Origin of the sequence: Myxococcus eversor, assembly GCF_010894455.1 — a bacterium.
In the GTDB taxonomy this organism is placed as follows: domain Bacteria; phylum Myxococcota; class Myxococcia; order Myxococcales; family Myxococcaceae; genus Myxococcus; species Myxococcus eversor.
This window is the reverse complement of sequence record NZ_JAAIXY010000002.1, coordinates 701,716-720,381: the sequence shown is the minus strand read 5'-3', so window position 1 is coordinate 720,381 and position 18,666 is coordinate 701,716. Positions and strand designations below refer to the sequence as shown.

At 69.1% G+C, this 18,666-nt stretch carries 19 protein-coding genes; 11 read left to right on the top strand and 8 right to left on the bottom strand.

From position 1 onward, the window contains the following. Position 1: 1 nt before the first annotated feature. From G4D83_RS06435 to G4D83_RS06425, 3 genes are all read right to left on the bottom strand, one after another. Positions 2-850 (bottom strand): hypothetical protein, encoded by an 849-nt coding sequence (locus G4D83_RS06435; protein WP_176433735.1) that lies wholly within the window; start codon positions 848-850, stop codon positions 2-4. A 31-nt stretch (positions 851-881) separates the two neighbouring features. Next, positions 882-3,521 carry an ATP-binding protein gene (locus G4D83_RS06430; RefSeq protein WP_338041908.1) on the bottom strand — a complete coding sequence of 880 codons (2,640 nt, stop codon included), beginning with the start codon at positions 3,519-3,521 and terminating at the stop codon, positions 882-884. A gap of 247 nt (positions 3,522-3,768) precedes the next feature. Beyond that, positions 3,769-4,287 (bottom strand): YbhB/YbcL family Raf kinase inhibitor-like protein, encoded by a 519-nt coding sequence (locus G4D83_RS06425; protein WP_163863748.1) that lies wholly within the window; start codon positions 4,285-4,287, stop codon positions 3,769-3,771. Between the two features lie 329 nt (positions 4,288-4,616). Here G4D83_RS06425 and G4D83_RS06420 point away from each other — a divergent pair, with 329 nt between their 5' ends. The 6 genes from G4D83_RS06420 (at position 4,617) to ychF (ending at position 8,534) form a co-directional block, all read left to right on the top strand. Next, positions 4,617-4,883, top strand: coding sequence for an AtpZ/AtpI family protein (locus G4D83_RS06420; RefSeq protein ID WP_163863747.1), 267 nt, complete (start codon positions 4,617-4,619; stop codon positions 4,881-4,883). Next, a complete protein-coding gene (locus tag G4D83_RS06415; RefSeq protein WP_163863746.1) occupies positions 4,880-5,284 on the top strand; it encodes a hypothetical protein in 405 nt (134 codons plus the stop codon). The genes G4D83_RS06420 and G4D83_RS06415 overlap by 4 nt, the downstream gene beginning before the upstream one ends. Then, positions 5,284-6,330, top strand: a complete 1,047-nt coding sequence (atpB, locus tag G4D83_RS06410) for a F0F1 ATP synthase subunit A (protein WP_163863745.1) — start codon at positions 5,284-5,286, stop codon at positions 6,328-6,330. Before G4D83_RS06415 ends, atpB begins: the two co-directional genes overlap by 1 nt. Before the next feature lie 139 nt (positions 6,331-6,469). After that, complete coding sequence (locus G4D83_RS06405; protein WP_163863744.1) at positions 6,470-6,703, top strand: ATP synthase F0 subunit C; 234 nt, start codon at positions 6,470-6,472, stop codon at positions 6,701-6,703. 124 nt (positions 6,704-6,827) lie between these two features. Then, complete coding sequence (atpF, locus tag G4D83_RS06400; protein WP_163863743.1) at positions 6,828-7,379, top strand: F0F1 ATP synthase subunit B; 552 nt, start codon at positions 6,828-6,830, stop codon at positions 7,377-7,379. A gap of 45 nt (positions 7,380-7,424) precedes the next feature. Beyond that, positions 7,425-8,534 (top strand): redox-regulated ATPase YchF, encoded by a 1,110-nt coding sequence (ychF, locus tag G4D83_RS06395; RefSeq protein WP_163863742.1) that lies wholly within the window; start codon positions 7,425-7,427, stop codon positions 8,532-8,534. Between the two features lie 112 nt (positions 8,535-8,646). Here ychF and G4D83_RS06390 read toward each other — a convergent pair whose 3' ends face one another. Then, positions 8,647-8,943, bottom strand: a complete 297-nt coding sequence (locus G4D83_RS06390) for a hypothetical protein (protein ID WP_163863741.1) — start codon at positions 8,941-8,943, stop codon at positions 8,647-8,649. 546 nt (positions 8,944-9,489) lie between these two features. Then, positions 9,490-10,776, bottom strand: a complete 1,287-nt coding sequence (locus G4D83_RS06385; protein WP_163863740.1) for a citrate synthase — start codon at positions 10,774-10,776, stop codon at positions 9,490-9,492. Between the two features lie 107 nt (positions 10,777-10,883). On the opposite strand from G4D83_RS06385, the gene G4D83_RS06380 reads away from it, so the two are divergent. The 4 genes from G4D83_RS06380 to agmC all read left to right on the top strand — a co-directional run bounded on the left by G4D83_RS06380 (position 10,884) and on the right by agmC (position 15,159). Next, positions 10,884-11,663 (top strand): class I SAM-dependent methyltransferase, encoded by a 780-nt coding sequence (locus tag G4D83_RS06380; RefSeq protein ID WP_163863739.1) that lies wholly within the window; start codon positions 10,884-10,886, stop codon positions 11,661-11,663. 14 nt (positions 11,664-11,677) lie between these two features. Continuing rightward, on the top strand, positions 11,678-12,181 hold the full coding sequence (locus tag G4D83_RS06375; RefSeq protein ID WP_163863738.1) for a cupin domain-containing protein: 504 nt from the start codon (positions 11,678-11,680) through the stop codon (positions 12,179-12,181). Positions 12,182-12,193: 12 nt separating this feature from the next. After that, positions 12,194-12,688 carry a hypothetical protein gene (locus tag G4D83_RS06370; protein WP_163863737.1) on the top strand — a complete coding sequence of 165 codons (495 nt, stop codon included), beginning with the start codon at positions 12,194-12,196 and terminating at the stop codon, positions 12,686-12,688. Positions 12,689-12,750: 62 nt separating this feature from the next. Continuing rightward, positions 12,751-15,159: an adventurous gliding motility protein AgmC gene (agmC, locus tag G4D83_RS46765; protein WP_163863736.1), complete on the top strand. Its 2,409-nt coding sequence runs from the start codon at positions 12,751-12,753 to the stop codon at positions 15,157-15,159. Between the two features lie 59 nt (positions 15,160-15,218). Here agmC and G4D83_RS06360 read toward each other — a convergent pair whose 3' ends face one another. The 3 genes from G4D83_RS06360 to G4D83_RS06350 all read right to left on the bottom strand — a co-directional run bounded on the left by G4D83_RS06360 (position 15,219) and on the right by G4D83_RS06350 (position 17,159). Then, entirely contained in the window at positions 15,219-16,016 is a 798-nt protein-coding gene (locus G4D83_RS06360) for a TIGR00266 family protein (protein ID WP_163863735.1), read from the bottom strand. Positions 16,017-16,151: 135 nt separating this feature from the next. After that, positions 16,152-16,679, bottom strand: coding sequence for a hypothetical protein (locus tag G4D83_RS06355; RefSeq protein WP_163863734.1), 528 nt, complete (start codon positions 16,677-16,679; stop codon positions 16,152-16,154). A gap of 36 nt (positions 16,680-16,715) precedes the next feature. Next, complete coding sequence (locus tag G4D83_RS06350) at positions 16,716-17,159, bottom strand: cytochrome c oxidase assembly factor Coa1 family protein (protein WP_163863733.1); 444 nt, start codon at positions 17,157-17,159, stop codon at positions 16,716-16,718. Positions 17,160-17,280: 121 nt separating this feature from the next. On the opposite strand from G4D83_RS06350, the gene G4D83_RS06345 reads away from it, so the two are divergent. Beyond that, positions 17,281-18,504: a metallophosphoesterase gene (locus tag G4D83_RS06345; RefSeq protein WP_163863732.1), complete on the top strand. Its 1,224-nt coding sequence runs from the start codon at positions 17,281-17,283 to the stop codon at positions 18,502-18,504. The last annotated feature ends 162 nt before the right edge of the window (positions 18,505-18,666 follow it).

The following is an 18,666-nucleotide window of genomic DNA, read 5'->3' as shown; positions in this document are numbered from 1 at the left end:
CTCAGCCGTCGACGATGAGCTGGTAGCTGAAGCCCAGGCTCACCGTGGCGGTGCTGATCCAATTGCTGGTGAAGCCGTCTCCGAACTCGTCATCATTGTCGTCCGACACCCCGCGCGCCCCGCCGCCCAGGTAGCGCAGGTTGAGGAAGGCCTCCACCTGTTGGGTGATTCGAAGCCCACCGCGCAGGGACGCATCCAGCAGCGCGCCCGTGGTGTCGGAGTTGTCATCCCCGTTGATGATGGCCGTGGGCGCATAGCTCCCATCCGCCTCGAATCCCAACCACCAGCGCTCACCCAGTCCCCACTTCCCGCGCACCTTGAGCAGCGGCACGGGCCCCACGTCGCGAGTGGCCCGACGCAGGGTTCCATCCGCCGAAGTGAAGACGAAGTTCGCGTCGCGAAGTTGCAATGAAACACCCACGGACAGCTCGTGCTTCTCGGCGCCGAGCAGGTCATACAGGTAGCTGGCCCGGTAGAACGGGAAGCCGTAACGCACGTCCAGCGGCGTACCGGACGGGAAGGTGAGCGCGTCGATGCGCACGTCGCGCCGCAGGACCACCTGGGTGTCGAGCTGCAGCGGCTGGAAGAGGAAGCCCACCGTGTGGCGTCCTCCCAGCGTCAGCTCCGCCGACACCCGGTAGAAGGTGTAGAGGTTGTCCTGTCCGCCGTCCTCCGTGTACCGGAAGAGGGTGCCGTCCCGGCCCTGCCGCAGGCTGTGGGACAACACGTCGAGGAACCCCAACTCTCCCGTCAGCCGCAAGGACGTGCGCGGCTTGCGCTCCCACCACGCGTGAGCAGGAAGACTTCCAAGACAGAGCAGCACGGCGAGGACGCAGGCGTGGCGTGGCACCAGGGGTTCTCCTGTCGAGGATGGGGACGGCTCACGGAACGGCGAGCAGTGGGGGGCGCGTGGAGGCGGGCGAATTCAACGGCAGATAGAGGCGGAAGCACGTGCCGGTGCCCGGCTGCGAGTCGAGCGTGAGGTGTCCCTGATGGGATTCGATGATGCGTTTCACCACGGCGAGTCCCAGGCCGGTGCCCTTGGCCTTGGTGGTGAAGAAGGGCTCGAAGATGCGGGCGCGCACCTCGGCGGTGATGCCGGGGCCGGTGTCGCTGAACTCCACCATGACCTCGGGCGCACCCGCGGCGCGGCGCACTGCGGCCCGCAGCCGTCCTCCCTGCGGCATGGCCTGCATCGCGTTGATGGCCAGGTTGAGGAACGCCTGCCGCATCATCCGCTCGTCCACCGTCACGGGCGGGACGTCCTCCTCCAAATCCAGCTCCACGCGGACCGCGCCGGGTGACTCCGCGAGCGCCCCGCGCACCGCATCCTCCACCAGCGGCGCCAGGGGCACTGGATGAGGATGGGGCGCGGGAGGCCGCGCGAAGGTGAGCAGGTCCGCGACGATGCGGTTGAGGCGGTCCGCCTCCTCCGCGACGATATCCACCAGCGGTTCGGCGGGACTGCCCGGGCCGATGATTCTGCGGATGGAGGCCACCGAGTTGAAGATGGCGCCCAGGGGGTTTCGCACCTCGTGGGCCACCACGGCGGACAGCTCACCCAGGGCCGCCAGGCGCTCGCGCCGCACGAGCTGCTCCTGCGTCCGCGCCAGCTCCACGTAGCTGTCCTTCAAGTCCTCCACCAACCGCGCGCCCTCCAGCGCCAGCGCGAGCTGGTTGGCGATGGCGCTCGCCCGCTCGACTTCAGCGGGGGAGAAGCGTCGGGGACGGCGAGTCTCGGAGGCCACCATGACGCCGACGGGCCTGTCCCTCACCACCAGAGGCAGCACGAGGAACGCCTGCGCGGAGGAACTCTCTCTCAGCTCCTGGTCCACCCGGACGTCGGTGATGGCGTCCTCCACCATCACCAGGTCGCGCGTCAGGTACGCCAGCCCGGTGGCGGACGCATCCGGCGCGCCCGCGGGCAGGCAGCGCCCGAGCAGCTCCGGGTGGCTGCCACTCACCGCGCGCACCTCCAGCCACTCACCCGTGGAGTTCGGCATCAGGACATACGCATCCGGTATGTCGATGATGCGAGCCAGGCTGGTGACACCCGTGGCCAGCAGCTTGTCCAGCTCCAGCGTGGTGGCCAGGGCCCGGGCCACCTCGTGCAAGAGCGCCATGTCCTCGGCGCGTCCGCGCAGCTCCTGCAACAGCCGATGTGTCTCGATGGCCGCCGCGAAGTGGGTGCCCATCGCCTGCAAGGTCTCCAGCTCCAGGGGAGTCAGGTTCCGGGACTCGCGGAAGAGGATGCTGAGCGTGCCCACGCCTCGGGAGCGCACGCGCAGGGGGATGATGACCAGCGTCTGGAAGCCGCGCTGTCGCAAGTCCTCGCGCAGCCCGTCCGAGCAGTCGTCCACCGCCACCACCAGCGGCGCGCCCTCTTGCTGGGCCTGGTTGCACAGCCCGCCCGCCAGCCACAACCGCGCGAACCGGTCCGCGTCCGCGTCTTCCAGGTCCATGCCGCGCGCGTACGCCAGCTCCATCTGGCTCTCTTGAGGCAGCAGGATGGTCACCGCGTCGCAGGCCACCAGTCCGACGATTTCCTCCGTGCCCGGCCCGAAGAAGGCGCGCGGATGGGGCGCGGACGCCGCCTCCGAGGCCAGCCGGTTGAGCGCCGCCAGCGCCGTGTTCTGCGCGGACAGTCGGGAGATGGTGAGCGCCGCGTCGAGCGCCGCGGACACCTGTGCGCCGAACAGCCGCACCGGCGCCAGCTCCTCCTCGCGCAGCCACTCCCCCGCCAGCGCCAGCATCGCGCGGGGACGACTCTCCACGTCGATGCGCACGGCGATGGTGTGCGCCGCCCCGGCCCGGGTCAGCGTGCTCCGAGCCTCATCCGCCAGGGCACCATCGAGGAACTGAGCCACCTCCATCGACAAGTCATTCGAGTAGGCCGAGCCCTCCTTCCACGCGCGGAACAGCGGCGACGGCCAGCGGCCCACCACGTCCCGCACCCACCGTCCGCTCATCATCCGAGCGTCCGCGGGCACCAGCGCCACGGGGACGAAGGTCTGTCCCAGCCGCACGCCCTCGCCCTCCGGAGACAGCCACGCGAAGGCCAGCCCCAGCTCCTCGAGCCCGGAGAACACCCGCCGCAGCACCTCGCCCTCGGTGCGAAGGGCGGGCAGCCCCGCGCCCAGCTCCGCCAGCCGCTGGAGCACGCTGCGCCTCAAACCCCGGGACGTGACGTCGCGCACCAGCGCGACCCAGTCAGGCCCGCTGGGAATGATGGTCATCTCCACCTGTCGTTCTCCCGTCGTGGTGAGGAGCGCCGCCTCGTAGGTGCTGGATACCGACTCCCCGCGCAGTCGGCGCGACTGCTGCTCCATCACCTCCGTCACGCTCGACTCCGTCAGGAGGAGCGTCGCCGGTCGACCGACGATGGACTCGCGCGGGTGCCCCACCAGGAGGCCCAGCGCCTCATTCACATACACGAAGCGGCGCTCGCGGATGACGCAAACGCCTACGGACATTTCGTCGAAGGAGCCATAGGGGGCTCCGCCTCGGATGGATGGTGTCACGGCATCCGTGACTCTTTCACCGCATGCAAGGGTGGAGAAGTGGATGCCCCGACACTTCGATGACCAGACCACAGACGCCGCCAACGACTCGCGGGTTTCCCTTACATCGCGACACGCCCGTGTCAGGGTTGAGGTGCTTCACTGGATGCGGGCGATGACAGGAAATGATGCGGGCGGGCCCGAAACCCCGGGCTCCGCCCACATGTCAGGCCATGCGCTCGTCAGCAGGGCTGGCGAGCATGCCGTCTCAGGCCGACGCGTTGGGTTTCTCCTCGGAGGCCCGGTGGTGGATTTTCTCGTACAGGCCGATGAGGTCCGCCTGGCCCAGGATGTGGCCGTCCATGGCCTTCAGCAAATCCGTCCGGGTGGGCCGGCCCAGGTTCGGCAGCACCACGTCGAGCGCGTACAGCCGGAAGAAGTACCGGTGCCGGCCGATGGGAGGCATGGGGCCCCCGTACGACTGGTGGCCGAAGTCGTTGAGCCCCACCCGCGTCCCCGGGGGCAACCCGTCCACCCGGGCTCCCTCCGGCAGCCCCTGGGCGCCCGGGGGGATGTTGTAGAGGACCTGGTGGCAGAAGATGCGCTTCGGGCGCTGGGGGTCCGGGGCGTCCGGGTCCTCGACGATGAGCGCCAGGCTCTTCGTCCCAGCGGGCGGGTTCTCCCAGTGCAGGGGTGGGGCGATGTCCTCGCCCTCGCCGGTGAAGGCGATGGGGATGAGGTCCCCGTCATTGAAACGGGGGGACGTCAGCACGAGGGGCTTGGGCATGGGGTCCTCCGAGAATCGGGATAGGAGCAAGCTGGCGACGCGCGCACCCCGCTGCGGATGAGCGACATCCCGGCCGCTGGAGCGCCGGGCACCCCGGGGACGGGGCGGGCGGGCCCTCGGTGTCACTCGGGAGAAGGGCGGCTGCCGCTCTGGAGGTGATAGCTGCGCTACCCGGTGCCCCAACCCCCGCTGGCGGCGGCCCGTGCCGGGACACTGTAGCGGTTGCACGTCTCGCTCATTCGGTGTTAAGCGGCGCCCGCGTGTGAAGGGGTTGGATCTGGGTGGCATGGGAAATCCGAGGGTTTCCCAGGGTTTGGGGAGGCGTCCGAATGGTGGAGCAAGAACCCCCAAAAAAGGTCGCTTCGGACGGCAGCGAGCTGGGGTCGATGGCTCGCCACATGAGGGCGGCCGAGCCCTACGTCTCGGCGGTGTGGAAGCTGGTGGGTGGGGCGGTGGTGGGCGTGCTGGGCGGCTACTGGCTGGACAAGAAGCTGGGAACGGCGCCGTGGCTGCTCCTGGGGTTGAGCCTGCTGGGTATCTGCGTGGGCTTCTACGGATTCCTCCGGGAGATGGCCCGACTGGGGAAGCGGAAGTGACGGGGCAGGGCGAGGAGAAGGACCCCTTCGGCTCCCACGCGGGGCTGGCGGCCGGAGTGGCGGTGGTGGGCGTGGCGGTGGCCGGGCTGTTGCCGACGGTGGTGGAAGACCGGGTGTCGGCGCTGTGGGGTGTGGGTCTGGCGGTGGCGACGGGCGTGGTGGCGCTGTTGTTGAAACGGCGGGCGGTGAAGCAAGACCTGAAGGCGGCCATGAAGGTGGTGGCGGTGGTCTTCGGCCTGCGGGCGGTGGCGGTGCTGGTGGGGTTGTTGGGGATGATTTCGCGAGGTCTGCAGCCGGTGCCGTTCATCGCCGGCTTCTTTGGCGTCTACTTCGCGCTGCAATGGATTGAAGTCAGCTACGTGATGGCCGCGTCCAAGGGCGCGGCGGGCGGAGACGAGTGATGCGCAAGGCAATGGTCCTGTTCGCCTGTCTGTTCGTGGCCACGGCGTGGGCTTCGGAGTCCGGAGGCCACGGTGAGGGGAACGAGCCGAGTGTGCCGGACTACATCCTGCACCACGTCGCGGACACCAACGACTTCGAGCTCGAAGTCCCCCTGAGCCACCCCATCCACCTCGGCGCGATTCCGCCCATCCGCATCGGCAGCTGCGCGCCGGTGATGACGGACCACGGGCTGCAGGCGCCCACGGGTTGGCCCGGGCTGATGGCGGGCTGCCTGGACCTCTCCATCACCAAGCACACGGTGATGATGTGGCTGGCGGCGCTGCTGCTCATCGGCACCATCCTCATCTGGAGCAACCGCGACAAGACGAAGATGGTGCCTCGCGGCACGGGCGCCAACCTCATCGAGATGCTGGTGCTCTTCATCCGTGACGAGATGGCCATCAAGAACATCGGCAAGGAGGACGGCCCGCGCTACGTGCCGTATCTGCTGACCGCGTTCTTCTTCATCCTCTTCATGAACCTGCTGGGCCTGGTGCCCTGGATGGCCACGGCCACCGGCAACCTGGCCGTCACGGCCGGCCTGGCGCTGTGCACCTTCTTCGTGACGCAGGCGGCGGGCATCCGCTCGGCGGGCCTGGGCGGCTACCTGAAGCACCTGACGGGCGGCGTGCACTGGACGCTGTGGATCATCATGGTCCCGGTCGAAATCCTGGGCCTCATCTCCAAGCCCTTCGCCCTCACGATGCGTCTGTTCGCCAACATGCTGGCGGGCCACATCGTCCTCTTCTTCCTCATCGGCCTCATCTTCATCCTCGGCCATCCGGCGGTGGCGGCGGTGAGCGTGCCCTTCGCGTTCGCCATCTACCTGCTGGAGCTGTTCGTGGCCTTCGTGCAGGCGTACGTCTTCACGCTGCTGTCGGCGCTGTTCATCGGCATGGCGGTGGCCACGGGCCATCACCACGACGACCACGGCCACGCGGATGACCACGGCCACGGCCACTCGGAGCTGGGTCCCAGCCACGACCACGGCAAGGCGCACGCCTGAGACACGTTAGCGGGGCGCTGGCAGTAGGGGGCGCCCCGCGTAGAAGACCTGGCGGTTCGAAAGGCCGTCAGAGGTAGTCCTGAAGGGAATCACGACCCCCCCACAAGTGGGTCCTTCGCTAGAAAAGAGAAGCACCGCCATGACCAACCTCGCTCTTGCCTTCCTCGCCGCCGGCCTTGGCGCCGGCCTGTCCATCATCGGCGCCGCCCTCGGCATCGGTAAGCTCGCCGCCGCCGCCATGGACGCCACGGGCCGTCAGCCCGCCGCCGGTGGCGACATCCGCACCACGATGATCATCGCCGCGGCCCTCATCGAAGGCGCCACGCTGTTCGCGCTGGTTGTCTGCATCCTGCTGGCGACCAAGACCGCCTAGTTTCAACGCAGGTGCCTGGGAAGCGCCGGTGCTCGCGGGTCACATCGCGGGCGCCGGTGCCTCTTCCCGGGCCGTTTCAATTTGAAGCCCTCGCCGTCTCATCCCTCACGCCGGACACGCCACCATGTTCCTGCCCAACGTCCTCGCCGCCAGCAGCCTCGTGAGCGTCCAGCCGGGCCTCATCTTCTGGACCCTCGTCACCTTCATCATCGTGTTCTTCGTCCTGAAGGCGAAGGCGTGGGGACCCATCCTCCAGCTGGTCGAGGAGCGTGAGAAGCAGATTTCGGCCGCCATCGAGAGCGCCAAGCGTGAGCGCGCCGAGGCGGAGAAGCTGCTGGCCGACCAGAAGACGGCCATCTCCGAGGCCCGCCGTCAGGCCGCCGAGGAGACGCGCCGCAACCAGCAGGAGATGGAGAAGTTCCGCGAGGAGCTGATGGCGAAGAGCCGCAAGGAGGCGGAGGAGCTGAAGCTGAGCGCGCGTCGTGAAATCGACGAGCAGAAGACGAAGGCCATCGCCGAGGTCCGCGCCATGGCGGTGGACCTGGCCATGGAAGTGGCCGGCAAGCTCATGAGCGAGCGCATGGATGACAGCAAGCACCGCGCGCTGGCCGAGCAGTTCGTGAAGGGCCTTCCGTTGAGCGGCTCCGGCAATGCCGGTGTCCGCCGGTCGGCCTAGTTCGGGGAAGCGCGCCCCCCGGCGCGCGTGTTCCAGGGAATCACCATGGCGCTATCCATCGGAATCGTCGGGCTGCCCAACGTGGGCAAGTCCACCCTGTTCAACGCGCTGTCGGCCGCGGGCGCGCAGGCGGCCAACTACCCCTTCTGCACCATCGAGCCCAACGTGGGCGTGGTGCCCGTGCCGGACGAGCGGCTGGACAAGCTCTCCGAGCTCATCAAGCCGCTGAAGAAGATCCCCACGTCGCTGGAGTTCGTGGACATCGCCGGCCTGGTGCGCGGCGCCTCCAAGGGCGAAGGCCTGGGCAACCAGTTCCTGGGCAACATCCGCCAGGTGGACGCGGTGCTGCACGTGCTGCGCTGCTTCGAGGACGACAACGTCACCCACGTCGAGGGCGGGGTGAATCCGGTGAGGGACCGGGACGTGGTCGACACGGAGCTGTGCCTCAAGGACCTGGAGACGGTGGAGAAGCGCCGCGAGCGCTCCTTGAAGAACACGAAGATGGGCGGCAAGGCCGGTGACGAGGCCAAGGCCGAAGTCGCGCTGCTGGACCGCGTGAAGGCCGGGCTGGATTCCGCCATCACCGTGCGGGCGCAGAAGCTGACCGAGGACGAGAAGGCCGTCATCCACGACCTGTTCCTGCTGACGGACAAGCCGGTGCTGTATGTGGCGAACATCGGCGAGGGCGAGATTGGCAAGGAAGACGCCAACAAGCACGTCGCGGCGGTGAAGGAGATGGCCGCGAAGGAGGGCTTCGACGTGGTGGTGCTCGCGGCGGCGCTGGAGTCGGAAATCCAGCAGCTCCCCGAGGCTGAGCGTCCGGGCTTCCTGGAGAGCGCGGGGCTGACGGAGCCGGGTCTGCACAAGGTGGTGCGGGCGGGCTACACGCTGTTGGGCCTGTGGACGTACTTCACGGTGGGTGAGCAGGAGTGCCGCGCCTGGACGATTCACAAGGGCTACACGGCGCCGCAGGCGGCGGGCGTCATCCACTCGGACTTCGAGCGCGGCTTCATCAAGGCCGAGGTGATGCGCTGGGAGGACCTGGTGAAGCTGGGCAGTGAGTCCGCGGTGAAGGAGAAGGGCATGCTGCGGATGGAGGGCAAGGAGTACGTCGTGAAGGACGGCGACTGCATGCACTTCCGCTTCAACGTGTGACGGGCTGACGCGGCCCTATGGGGCCGCGGAGCTGTGATGGACCGCGCGGGCGCGTTCTGGAGGGCCTTGGGGCCTTCTGGGAGCGCCCGCGAGGCGTTTCTGGGGGGCGCGGCTAGAAGCTGATGCGGGGGCCGCGCAGGGCGGTGGCGACCCAGAGGCCGACGCCGACGAGGGCGAGCAGGGTGGTGAAGAGGGCGGCGCGGCGGATGCGGTCGCTGCCTTCAGGCTGCTGGCGGGCGTAGAGCCACATGCCGCCCACGCGGAGGAGGACGAAGAGGGCCAGGAGGATGGGGCCGACCACGAGCCAGCCGGAGGGGCGTGCGAGCACGACACCCCAGGACGCGAGGAAGGCGACGTTGCCCAAGAGGGAGGCGATGGCGAATCGAGGATAGGCGCGGCGTGGGTCCACGGGGGCAGTGTCCACGGTGCGGCCCTTGCGGCCAACCTGGGAATGCTCAGGGTGGCGGGAAGGCGACATCATTGTTCGGGATACAGGCCGTGTTGCTGCTTGGCGGTCAGGGCTTTTGTCAGGCTGACACGACTCCTGGACGCGGACGGACAGGTCGTCGGACTTCGTTGTCTGGCTTTACCGCGAGACCCCATGCACATGTCTCATGGACTGATGACCTCTCTGGCGTATTCGGTCTTGCCATCCGCATTCAAGTACCAGATGCGTTCAATCCGACCACTTGGAGAGCGGTCATCGCGCAGGATGATTCCGTCCATACCGACGATGCAATACCGAGTGCTTGGGGCAGGCCCCTCATGCGGGCCGCAGAGATAGAAGCCACGGGGGACGCCTGTGTCGGTTCGGGAAACGAATATCCAGTAGGGCCTTGAGTAGACCACGCAGGCCGCGAAGGTGATGAGCGCCACCACGATGTGCAGAGGTCTCATCTCGAGCTCTCCGCTTCAAACATCTGGGCTCGCTCATCATCACGAGTAGGGAGGGAGGTCATCCCCGAGGCGATTGCACATAGCGTGCCCTGGGGCGGAGCAGGTGGCCCTGTTCCCTCTGCTCCAGGATGTGTGCGACCCAGCCCGCCGCGCGTCCCACCGCGAAGATTGTCGCCGCTGCTCCCGGGGGCAGGCCTAGCGCTTCCGCCAGCATCACCAGTCCCAGGTCCACCGACGGCGCTGGATGCCCCGCTGCTGTCATCGCCTCCTGGACCGCTCTTGCCACTTTGACCCTCGGCGCCTCTGGCCGTACCTCCCTTGCTGCCTCCAGGATGGGCGGGGACCTCGGGTCTCCCTCGGGATAGAGCTGGTGGCCGAAGCCGGGCACGGACTCTCCACGGCGCAGTCGCTCGTACACCACGGCCGCCGCTCGTTCTGGCTTGCCCACCTCCGTCAGCAACGCCTCCACCCTGTCACAGGCTCCTCCGTGCCTTGGTCCCGACAGTGCTCCCAGCGCCGCGCACAGACACGCGTACAGGTCCGCTCCCGATGACGCCGTCACCCGCGCTGTGAAGGTCGACACGTTCAACTCATGGTCCGCGCACAACACCAGCGCGCGATTGAGCAACTCCGGCGCTCGCTTCACCTTGGAGTCCCACGCCAGCGCCAGTGACTCCGCCACTGTCTCCGCTCGCAGCGCCCTCGCCACCCGTCCCGGTGCATGCGCCACGCTCACCCATGCCGCCAACTGACGCAGCACCCGTCTCGCTCGCGCCTTCTCCTGCTCGGGCGGCGCGGAGAAGCGCACCGCGTCCCTGGCCGCCAGCAGTGGCACGAGCGCGGACAACGCAGCCACTGGTGGCGTGTCTCTCGGCAGCATCTTCGCCAGCTCCGACGGCGGAAACGGTGGCTCCACGCTCTCCCACCGTGGGTCCTGCTCCGGAAGCCTCCCCGTCCACAGCAGCTCCGCCACCGCTTCGAGACTCCGTCCCTCCATAGCCAGCGCCACCGCCGAATGTCCCCGGTACGCGAGCCCCTCCGCGCCCACCTGTGACACCGACGAGTCGATGACCGGCTCGCCCCAACGCAGCGCTCCCGAGGCCACCGCCGCGTGCCCCGCACGTGCATCGTGCCTCGTCTTCAGTCGCTCCAGGTCCGAGCGCACATAGCGGTTCTCCTTCGTCCCCGGTTCAGGCACGCAACGCACGAGCCCCCGGCTCACGTACGTGTACAGCGTCGCCCGCTTCACCCCCAGGAGCGCCGCCGCCTCCACCGCCGTGACGAGCTCCTCCTCGGGTCGATGGTCGAATCGAGATTGAGAGCGTCCACCCTTGCGTCTACTCATATCTCCGCAACCTCCTGAACACGCATTGTCGACTCGACTCGATTCCGTTGTCGATGTGAGCCCTTGGGCCCACTCGGCACTCGGGACGACGCGAGAGGAGCACCGCCATGCCTGTCGTCGACTTTGGTCGCACTTCCCAGGACTACTCGAAACACCGCCAGGGCTTCCCGGACGCCTTCTTCACCCGCCTGGTCCGAGAGAACATCCTCCGCCCCGGACTCCGCGCAGTGGACGTCGGCTCTGGCACTGGCACCGTCGCACGAGGACTCGCGCGACACGGCTGCTCAGTCATAGCGCTCGATGTGTCCGCGTCCATGCTCGCGGCCGGCCGCCGGCTCGCCTCTGAGGCAGGTCTGTCCATCGACTCTCGCGAAGCTCCCGCCGAAGCCACGGGTCTGCCTTCCAGCGCCTTCGACCTCGTGACAGCAGGACAGTGCTGGCACTGGTTCGACCGTCCCGCCGCGGCTCGCGAGGCCGCTCGGCTGCTCGTCCCTGGCGGCAAGCTCGTCATCGCGCACCTGGACTGGATATCCCTACCCGGCAACGTCGTCGCCGCCACCGAGGCCCTCATGGAGGCCTTCAATCCCAACCCACCAGACCACGCTCGCTTCGGTTGCGGCGTCGGCCTCTACCCGCAGTGGCTCCGCGACGTCAGTGACGCGGGCTTCACGCCCCTGGAGACCTTCTCCTTCGACGTGCTCCTGACCTACACCCACGAGTCCTGGCGAGGCCGCTCCCGCGCCAGCGCCATGGTCGGCGCCACCCTGCCTCCCTCTGACGTGGAGCGCTTCGACGCCGCCCACGCCCGACTCCTCGCCGAGCGCTTCCCTCACGACGCGCTCGACATCCCCCACCGCGTCTTCGCCCTCATCGCCACGCGTCCCTGAACCCGGAGCCCTCCATGGCCTCACATCTCCACCTCGTCCACGAGCCCTCGCTCCCGTGGACCGAAGTCACTCAGGGCCCTCGTGTCTCGTACCGGCGCAAGCAGCTCGGTGCCGCCGCGAAGGGACAGAAGCTCGGCTGCAGCATCATGGAACTGGCTCCCGGCAAGCACGCCTTCCCGCTCCACTTCCACCTGGCCAACGAAGAGGCGTACTTCATCCTCTCCGGCACCGGCCGACTGCGCCTCGCTGACACCACGCTGCCTGTGAAAACCGGCGACTACGTGGCCCTCCCCGTGGGCCCCACGGGCGCGCACCAGCTCGTCAACGACGGCGCCGAGACGCTCCGCTACCTCGCCTTCTCCACCATGGTGGAGCCGGACGTCATGGTGTACCCGGACTCGAAGAAGGTCTGCGTCACCGCCGGCTCCGCGCCAGGTGGCGACAAGGCCGCTCGGACGCTGTACACCGTCCTGCCTCTCTCCGCCGAGGTGGACTACTGGAGCGGCGAGGAGCGATAGGCTTGTCGCCTCATGTCCTCCCTGCTCGACATGCTCACCCGAGAGCGGCTCCTCAAGGACCGCGACGCCGCCACGGAGCTGCTCCCCCGTGGCGAGCCGCCCCACGTCTCCCTGCTGCGCCTGTGTGACGCGGGGCAACTCGTCGGTGGCCTCTCCGTCGCCTACGGCGTCCGCCCCGATGAGCTCATGGGGCCCCTCACCCTGGCCATGGGTGGCGCGGCTCGGAACCTCAAGGTCGTGGACGTCCGCGAGCGCCCCGTTCTCGAACTGCACGTCCAGGCCGGCGACGTCACCGAGCGCTGGGAGGTGGAGGACCTCTCCGCCCTCGTCCACAACCTCAATGACCTCTACCGCGACGCCGCCGACGTGCGCGCCATCGCCGAACTGGGCGAATGGGAGGACGCGCTCCAGCTCTGGTGCGTCGACAAGCGCACCCTTCCACGCCTCGTGCGTCAGCCCTTCTTCGCCCCCCGCAACGCTCGGGCCCTGACGCGTCCGGTCGACTGACGCCAGATAGGACCCCACACGCGCTCGCGGGAGTCCCAGGTTCTGGGGCAGCATAGGGGCACATGCGTTTAGCGCCTTGCCTCCCGCTCCTGCTGCTGTGGTCCTCCTCCGTCCTGGCCGAGCCGGATTCCTTCGGCCTCGGCACCAGTCGCAACGGCGCCCTCACCGTCAACACCGCGCGCACCATCATCAACACCGCGATGCGGCTGCCGACCGGAGCGCGGCGCGGTGACACCTCGCTCTCGGTGGAGACCTCCACGGCGCCTCCGACGGGCGGACTGGTGATGGTGCACCAGACGATGGGCTTCCCGGCCAGCACCCCCTCGGGCAGCACGGGCCCGGTGGACCCCGGGAATGTGGGGCGCTGGGAGCTGGCGCGCGTATCCACGGTGGTGGTCGGCAGCCCCACGGTGCTCCGGCTCACCGCGCCGCTCATGTACGCCTATACCTCGCCGGGCGCGCAGGTCGTGACGGTGCCCGAGTACGGCAACGTCACCGTGACGGCCGCCGGCTCGCTCGTGCCGGTTGCATGGGATGGGAACAGCGGAGGCATCCTGGCCTTCCTCGCCTCGGGCGCGTTGATCAACAACGGCGTCATCCAGGCCGACGGCGCGGGTTTCCGGGGCGGGGCCTTCACCAACAACACCTCCCGCACGGCCTGCGAGGGCGGTGACCTCTCCACCACCCTGGGTGGCTCCCACAAGGGCGAGGGCGTGGTGGTGGGGCGCTTCGGCCCGGCCTCCGGGCGCGGCAACCTGGTCAACGCGGGGGGCGGCGGCAACTGCAACAACGCGGGCGGCGGCGGCGGTGGGCACCGGGCCTTCGGTGGAACCGGCGGACGCTCCTCCTTCCTGGACGGCTCGCGCGATGTGGGCGGCCTGGGCGGCGCGTTGATGGAGTACTCGATTGTCGATGCCCTCCTCTTCGGCGGAGGTGGCGGCGCGGGTGAAGGTGACAACGGCGTGGGAAGCAGCGGAGGCGCGGGCGGTGGCATCGTGTTCTTCCGTGCGTCCAACGTCTCGGGGACCGGCCGCGTCACCGCCAATGGCATGCCCTCGGTGGCGGCCAGTGGCGAGGACGGCGCCGGAGGGGGAGGCGCGGGTGGCTCCGTCATCGTGAGGACCGCCGCCGCGCTGAACTGCGGCCAGGTCGAGGTGCGAGGTGGGAATGGTGGCAACGTGCTCGCCGAGTCCTTCCAGCTCGGGCCCGGCGGTGGAGGCGCGGGCGGCCATGTGTTGCTGAACGGCACGCCGGTGTCGTGCACCATGGTGTCCTCGGGAGGCGCCGCGGGGACGACGTCCGCCAGCGCCGGCACTCACGGGCCCACGCATGGCGCGGGCGTCGGTGGAGGCGGTACCGCGAGGGTGTTCACCTATGGGTACGCCACGCCCGCCACGCCGACCATCACCCTTCCGCTCGCGAATGCGGTGGATGTGTCATCGCGCCCGGTCATCGAGGGCGTGGCGGACCCGGGCCTGCGCATCATCATCACCGTCGACGGTGTCGAGATTGCCCAGGTGTCGTCGAGCACCGACGGCAGCTTCTCCGCGGAGGTCGACGAGCCGCTCCCCGCGCTGTCCTCGGGCACGCACACCGTCACCGCTGTCTCCGAGGGACTGGGTGCCTACAGCAGGCCCGGGTCCGTGAACTTCACGGTCGCCGCCGCCGCCGCGATTCCCCAGCCCATCATCGTCGTGCCCGAGGCGGGCGAGGTGTTGGGGCCCACGCCGTACATCGCGGGCGTGGCGCTCAATGCGCTGACGGTGGGCATCTACGTGGATAATCGCGACGAGGTCATCGTCCCCGTGGATGCCTTCGGTCGCTTCCGCTACCAGATTCCCGCGAACGCACCGCTCGACCCGGGCCCCCACCGCGTCAACGCGCACGGGCACGGCGAAGGCGACTTCGGACCCGACTCTCCCAACACCGTCTTCGAAGTCGCGCTGGCGGATGACGACGCGGGCACGCCGACGGTGCCGGACGCCGGTGACTCGGACGCCGGCCCGGATGCGGGCTCGGACGCCGGCTCGGACGCGGGTTCGGACGCCGGCTCGGGAGATGGCGGCACGGTGGTCACTCGCGAGATGCCCGTGCTGGTGGTGCCCGCGGAAGGCGAGCTGGTGGACCCGACGCCGTTGTTCGCGGGCGTCGCTCAGGCCAGTGCCTCCGTGTCACTCGAGGTCGATGGCACCCGCGTGGCCACGGTGGTCGCGGATTCGACGGGCACGTTCCGTTACGTCGTGCCCGCCGACAGCGCGCTCTCCTCGGGGGCGCATGCGGTGTCGGCGTACTCGCTCAACGGCGAGGCGGGCACGCCGGGGCCCCGGTCTCCGGACACCGCCTTCGAGGTGCGTGGCCCCACCGCGCTGGACGTGGGCTGCGGCGGCTGCGGCGCGTCTCCCGTGGGCGCGGCGGGCGCATGGACCCTGCTCGCGGGCCTGGCCGCGCTGCTGCGCAGGCGCAAGCGTTAGTCACGGCGAAGGGCCCGCTTCCCGCCGTGGGAAGCGAGGCCCGCCGTGGTCGCGAAAGCCTAGTCGTCGCCGCCGAGCAGCGAGCCCAGGCCGACGCCGCCCAGCACGCTTCCCTCTTCGCGCGAGCCACCTGGACGCGCGGCGGCGAGGATGCGGCCCGCGAGGCGGCTGAACGGCAGCGACTGGAGCCACACCTTGCCGGGCCCGCGCAGCGTGGCGAAGAAGAGCCCCTCGCCGCCGAAGAAGGCCGTCTTGATGCCGCTCACCATCTGGATGTCGTAGTCCACGGTGGGCTGGAACGCGACGATGCAGCCGGTGTCCACGCGCAGCAGCTCACCGGGGCCCAGCGTGCGCTCGCGCAGCGTGCCGCCCGCGTGGATGAAGGCGAGGCCGTCACCCTGGAGGCGCTGCATGATGAAGCCCTCTCCGCCGAACAGGCCGGTGCCCAGCTTTTTCTGGAAGGCGATGCCCAGCGACACGCCCTTGGCCGCCGCGAGGAAGCTGTCCTTCTGCGCAATCAACTCACCGCCCAGCTCACGCAGATTCACCGGAATGATTTTGCCGGGGTAGGGCGCCGCGAAGGCCACCTTGCGCTTGCCGCCGCCCCGGTTGAGGAAGACGGTGGTGAAGAGGGACTCGCCCGTCAGCAGCCGCTTGCCCGCGCCGAGCAGCGAGCCCAGAAAGCCGCTCTTCTTCTCCGAGCCGTCACCGAAGATGGTCTCCATCTCGATGCCGTCCTCCATGTACATGAGGGTGCCGGCCTCGGCCACCGCCGCTTCCTGAGGGTCCAGCTCCACCTCCACGAACTGCAGGTCATCGCCGTAGATGTGGAAGTCGACCTCGTGCATCTGCGCCATGGAATCGCTCCGTCGTCGTCAGTCGGAAAGGGACGGCGCACCATAGCCGCCCCGCTGCATCGCTCAACCCGCGAGCACACCGGAACACGTCCCGGCCTCCGAGCGATGCTTGAGACAGACGGAGTCACAGCGCGGCTATTGCGCCAGCAGGATGGACAGCGCGGTGACGAGCTCCTCGTCATCGTCCGCGAGCGACGAGGGGATGGTCAGCGAGACGCTCTTGTCCAGCTTGCCGCCGCAGGTGCGGTAGCCCTCGTAGCGGTCATGGCGGGTGATGAGCAGCTCGTAGCTGCACGCGCCCACGGTGCCGGTGATTTGCTGGGGGCTCACCTGGAAGCTGGTGACCTGGCCGCCGAAGGTTCCGGTGGCGTCGAGGGTGTCCTCCTTGTCCGTGACATTGAGATTCACGGGGCGCTGGCCATAGCTGCCGCGGATGGTGTCGTCCTTCACGGTGAGGTTGACGGGGCGACCGAAGGCCTGACCGCGCACGGTGTCGTCCTCCTTGAAGGAGAGCTGGACGTCCGCGCTGGAGAGCTGGTCGTCGGCGACGCGGACGGTGACGGAGCGGTCCTTCGTCCGGAAGTTGAGGGAGTCCGCTGCTGGCGCGGCCAGGGCAGGGCCACAGGCGAGCAGTCCAAGGGCAAGGAGGCGCGTGGTCTTCATGCCCCTCAAGGTAGGCAGCGAGGACACCCCGTGTGCTCAGTCCGCAGGCAGGGCGGGCGTGCTGCCTCCGGCGGGAAGCTCCACGGAATCACCGCCCTCGGGGCGCAGCACCAGTCTGCGCAGCGTCCAGAGGCCCTTCGTGTAGGCCACCTGGGTTTCGAGGACGCCCCGGCCAAGCGGGCCCTGGACGGTCAGGTCGAAGTCCACCCGTCCCTCGTCCGTCGTGGCGCCGTGGGCGCGCAGGGTGAGGAAGCTGCTCGTCAGCGGGGTGCCCAGTCGCTCGGTGGCGAGCGGGCTGGCTTCCGCCGTGTGCAGCGCGAGCCGGTGGACGTCGTTGCGGCGCAGCTCCTGCTCCATGTCGTGGAAGAGCGAGCGGGAGACCCAGGCGACCCCGCCGGCGAAGCACCCGAGCCCACCGAGCACGAGCGCGGTCGCCACCATCCAGCTCTGCCAGGGACTGTCGAGGCGGTGCGGGCGCATGTGGGTCTCCGGGTCCCCACACTAACGAGCAGCCGCGCGGGTTGCCGGGCAGGCGACGGAGGCGGCCATTATGCTCCGCGTCCCCACCGGGTGAGAGTCACCCTGTTCGGAGGTCCTGGCCGTGGCGGAGCTGTCGTCGGAAGGCGTGGAGCAAGAGTCACGGCGGGCGCCGCGCGCGGCTCCCAGGCAGGTGTTGCGCTGGCTGATGTCCCTGGGCGGCATCCTCACGGTGATAGGCGCGCTGCACGCGTACCTCGCGGTGAGGCTGTTCGTGAGCCCCGCGTGGCCTTCACCCTGGGGCGTGCTGGGCGTGGCGCTGATGGTGCTGCTGTTCGTGTCGATACCGGCCGGACTCATGGGCAGCCGTGGCGAGCCGACGCCGGCCCGGCGCGCGTTGATGTGGACGTCGTACGTGTGGCTGGGGAGCTTCGGAATCCTGCTCAGCGCCGTGGTGATGGCGGACGTCGTCGGCGCGGTGCTGGGGTGGACGGGCGTGGTGACGGATGCGCTGGCGCTGGCGCGCTGGAAGGCCGGCATCGTGGGCGCGGTGACGGTGCCGGCGGTGGTGTTCGCGTTCGTCACGGCGCGCGGCAAGGCGACGGTGGAGCGGGTGACGGTGCCGGTGAAGGGGCTTCAGCCGGGACTGGGCGGTCTGCGGGTGGTGCAGATTTCAGACGTCCACGTGGGGCCCACGTTGGATGGGCGGTGGCTGCGGCGCGTGGTGGAGCAGGTGAACGCGCTGAAGCCAGACATCATCGCCGTGACGGGAGACCTGGTCGACGGTGGGGTGGAGGAGCTGCGCGAGGAGGTACGCCCGCTGGCGGAGCTGCGCGCGTCACTCGGCGTGTTCTACGTGACGGGCAACCACGAGTACTACCACGGCGGTCCCGCGTGGGAGGCGGAGGTCGCTCGGCTGGGGCTCACGGTGCTGCGCAACACGCACCGCGTGGTGGAGAGAGATGGGGCACGGCTCGTCGTCGCGGGGGTGACGGATTTCAACGCGGGGCACATCGTGCCTTCACACGCGAGTCGCCCCGACGCGGCGCTCGCGGGGGCGCCCGAGGGCGTGCCGGTGGTGTTGCTGGCGCATCAGCCCAGGTCGGCGCTGCAGGTGGCCCAGTCGGGCGTGCGCGTGGACCTGCAGCTCTCCGGACACACGCATGGTGGGCAGGTGTTCCCGTTCATGTTCTTCATCAAGCTGCAGCAGCCCGTGGTGCGGGGGTTGGCCACCGTCTCTGGCGTGCGCGTGTACACGCACCGGGGCACCGGCTACTGGGGGCCACCGCTGCGGCTGGGGCCTTCTCCCGAAATCGCGGAGCTGACGCTGGTTCCGGCAGCACGGTGACTTGTGTCACTGGGAGTCGGCGGCGCCGTGTCATGCTCCCCGAGCTCGTTCGTTCCCTCCAGGGCTGAGTTCGCGGCCGGATGGCCTCGGCTCCTTGCGAAGAGGGGCCGCTGCTGTATCTCAAGCCGTGGCGTGCCGAGCGTCCTGTCAGGTGGGCGTGAA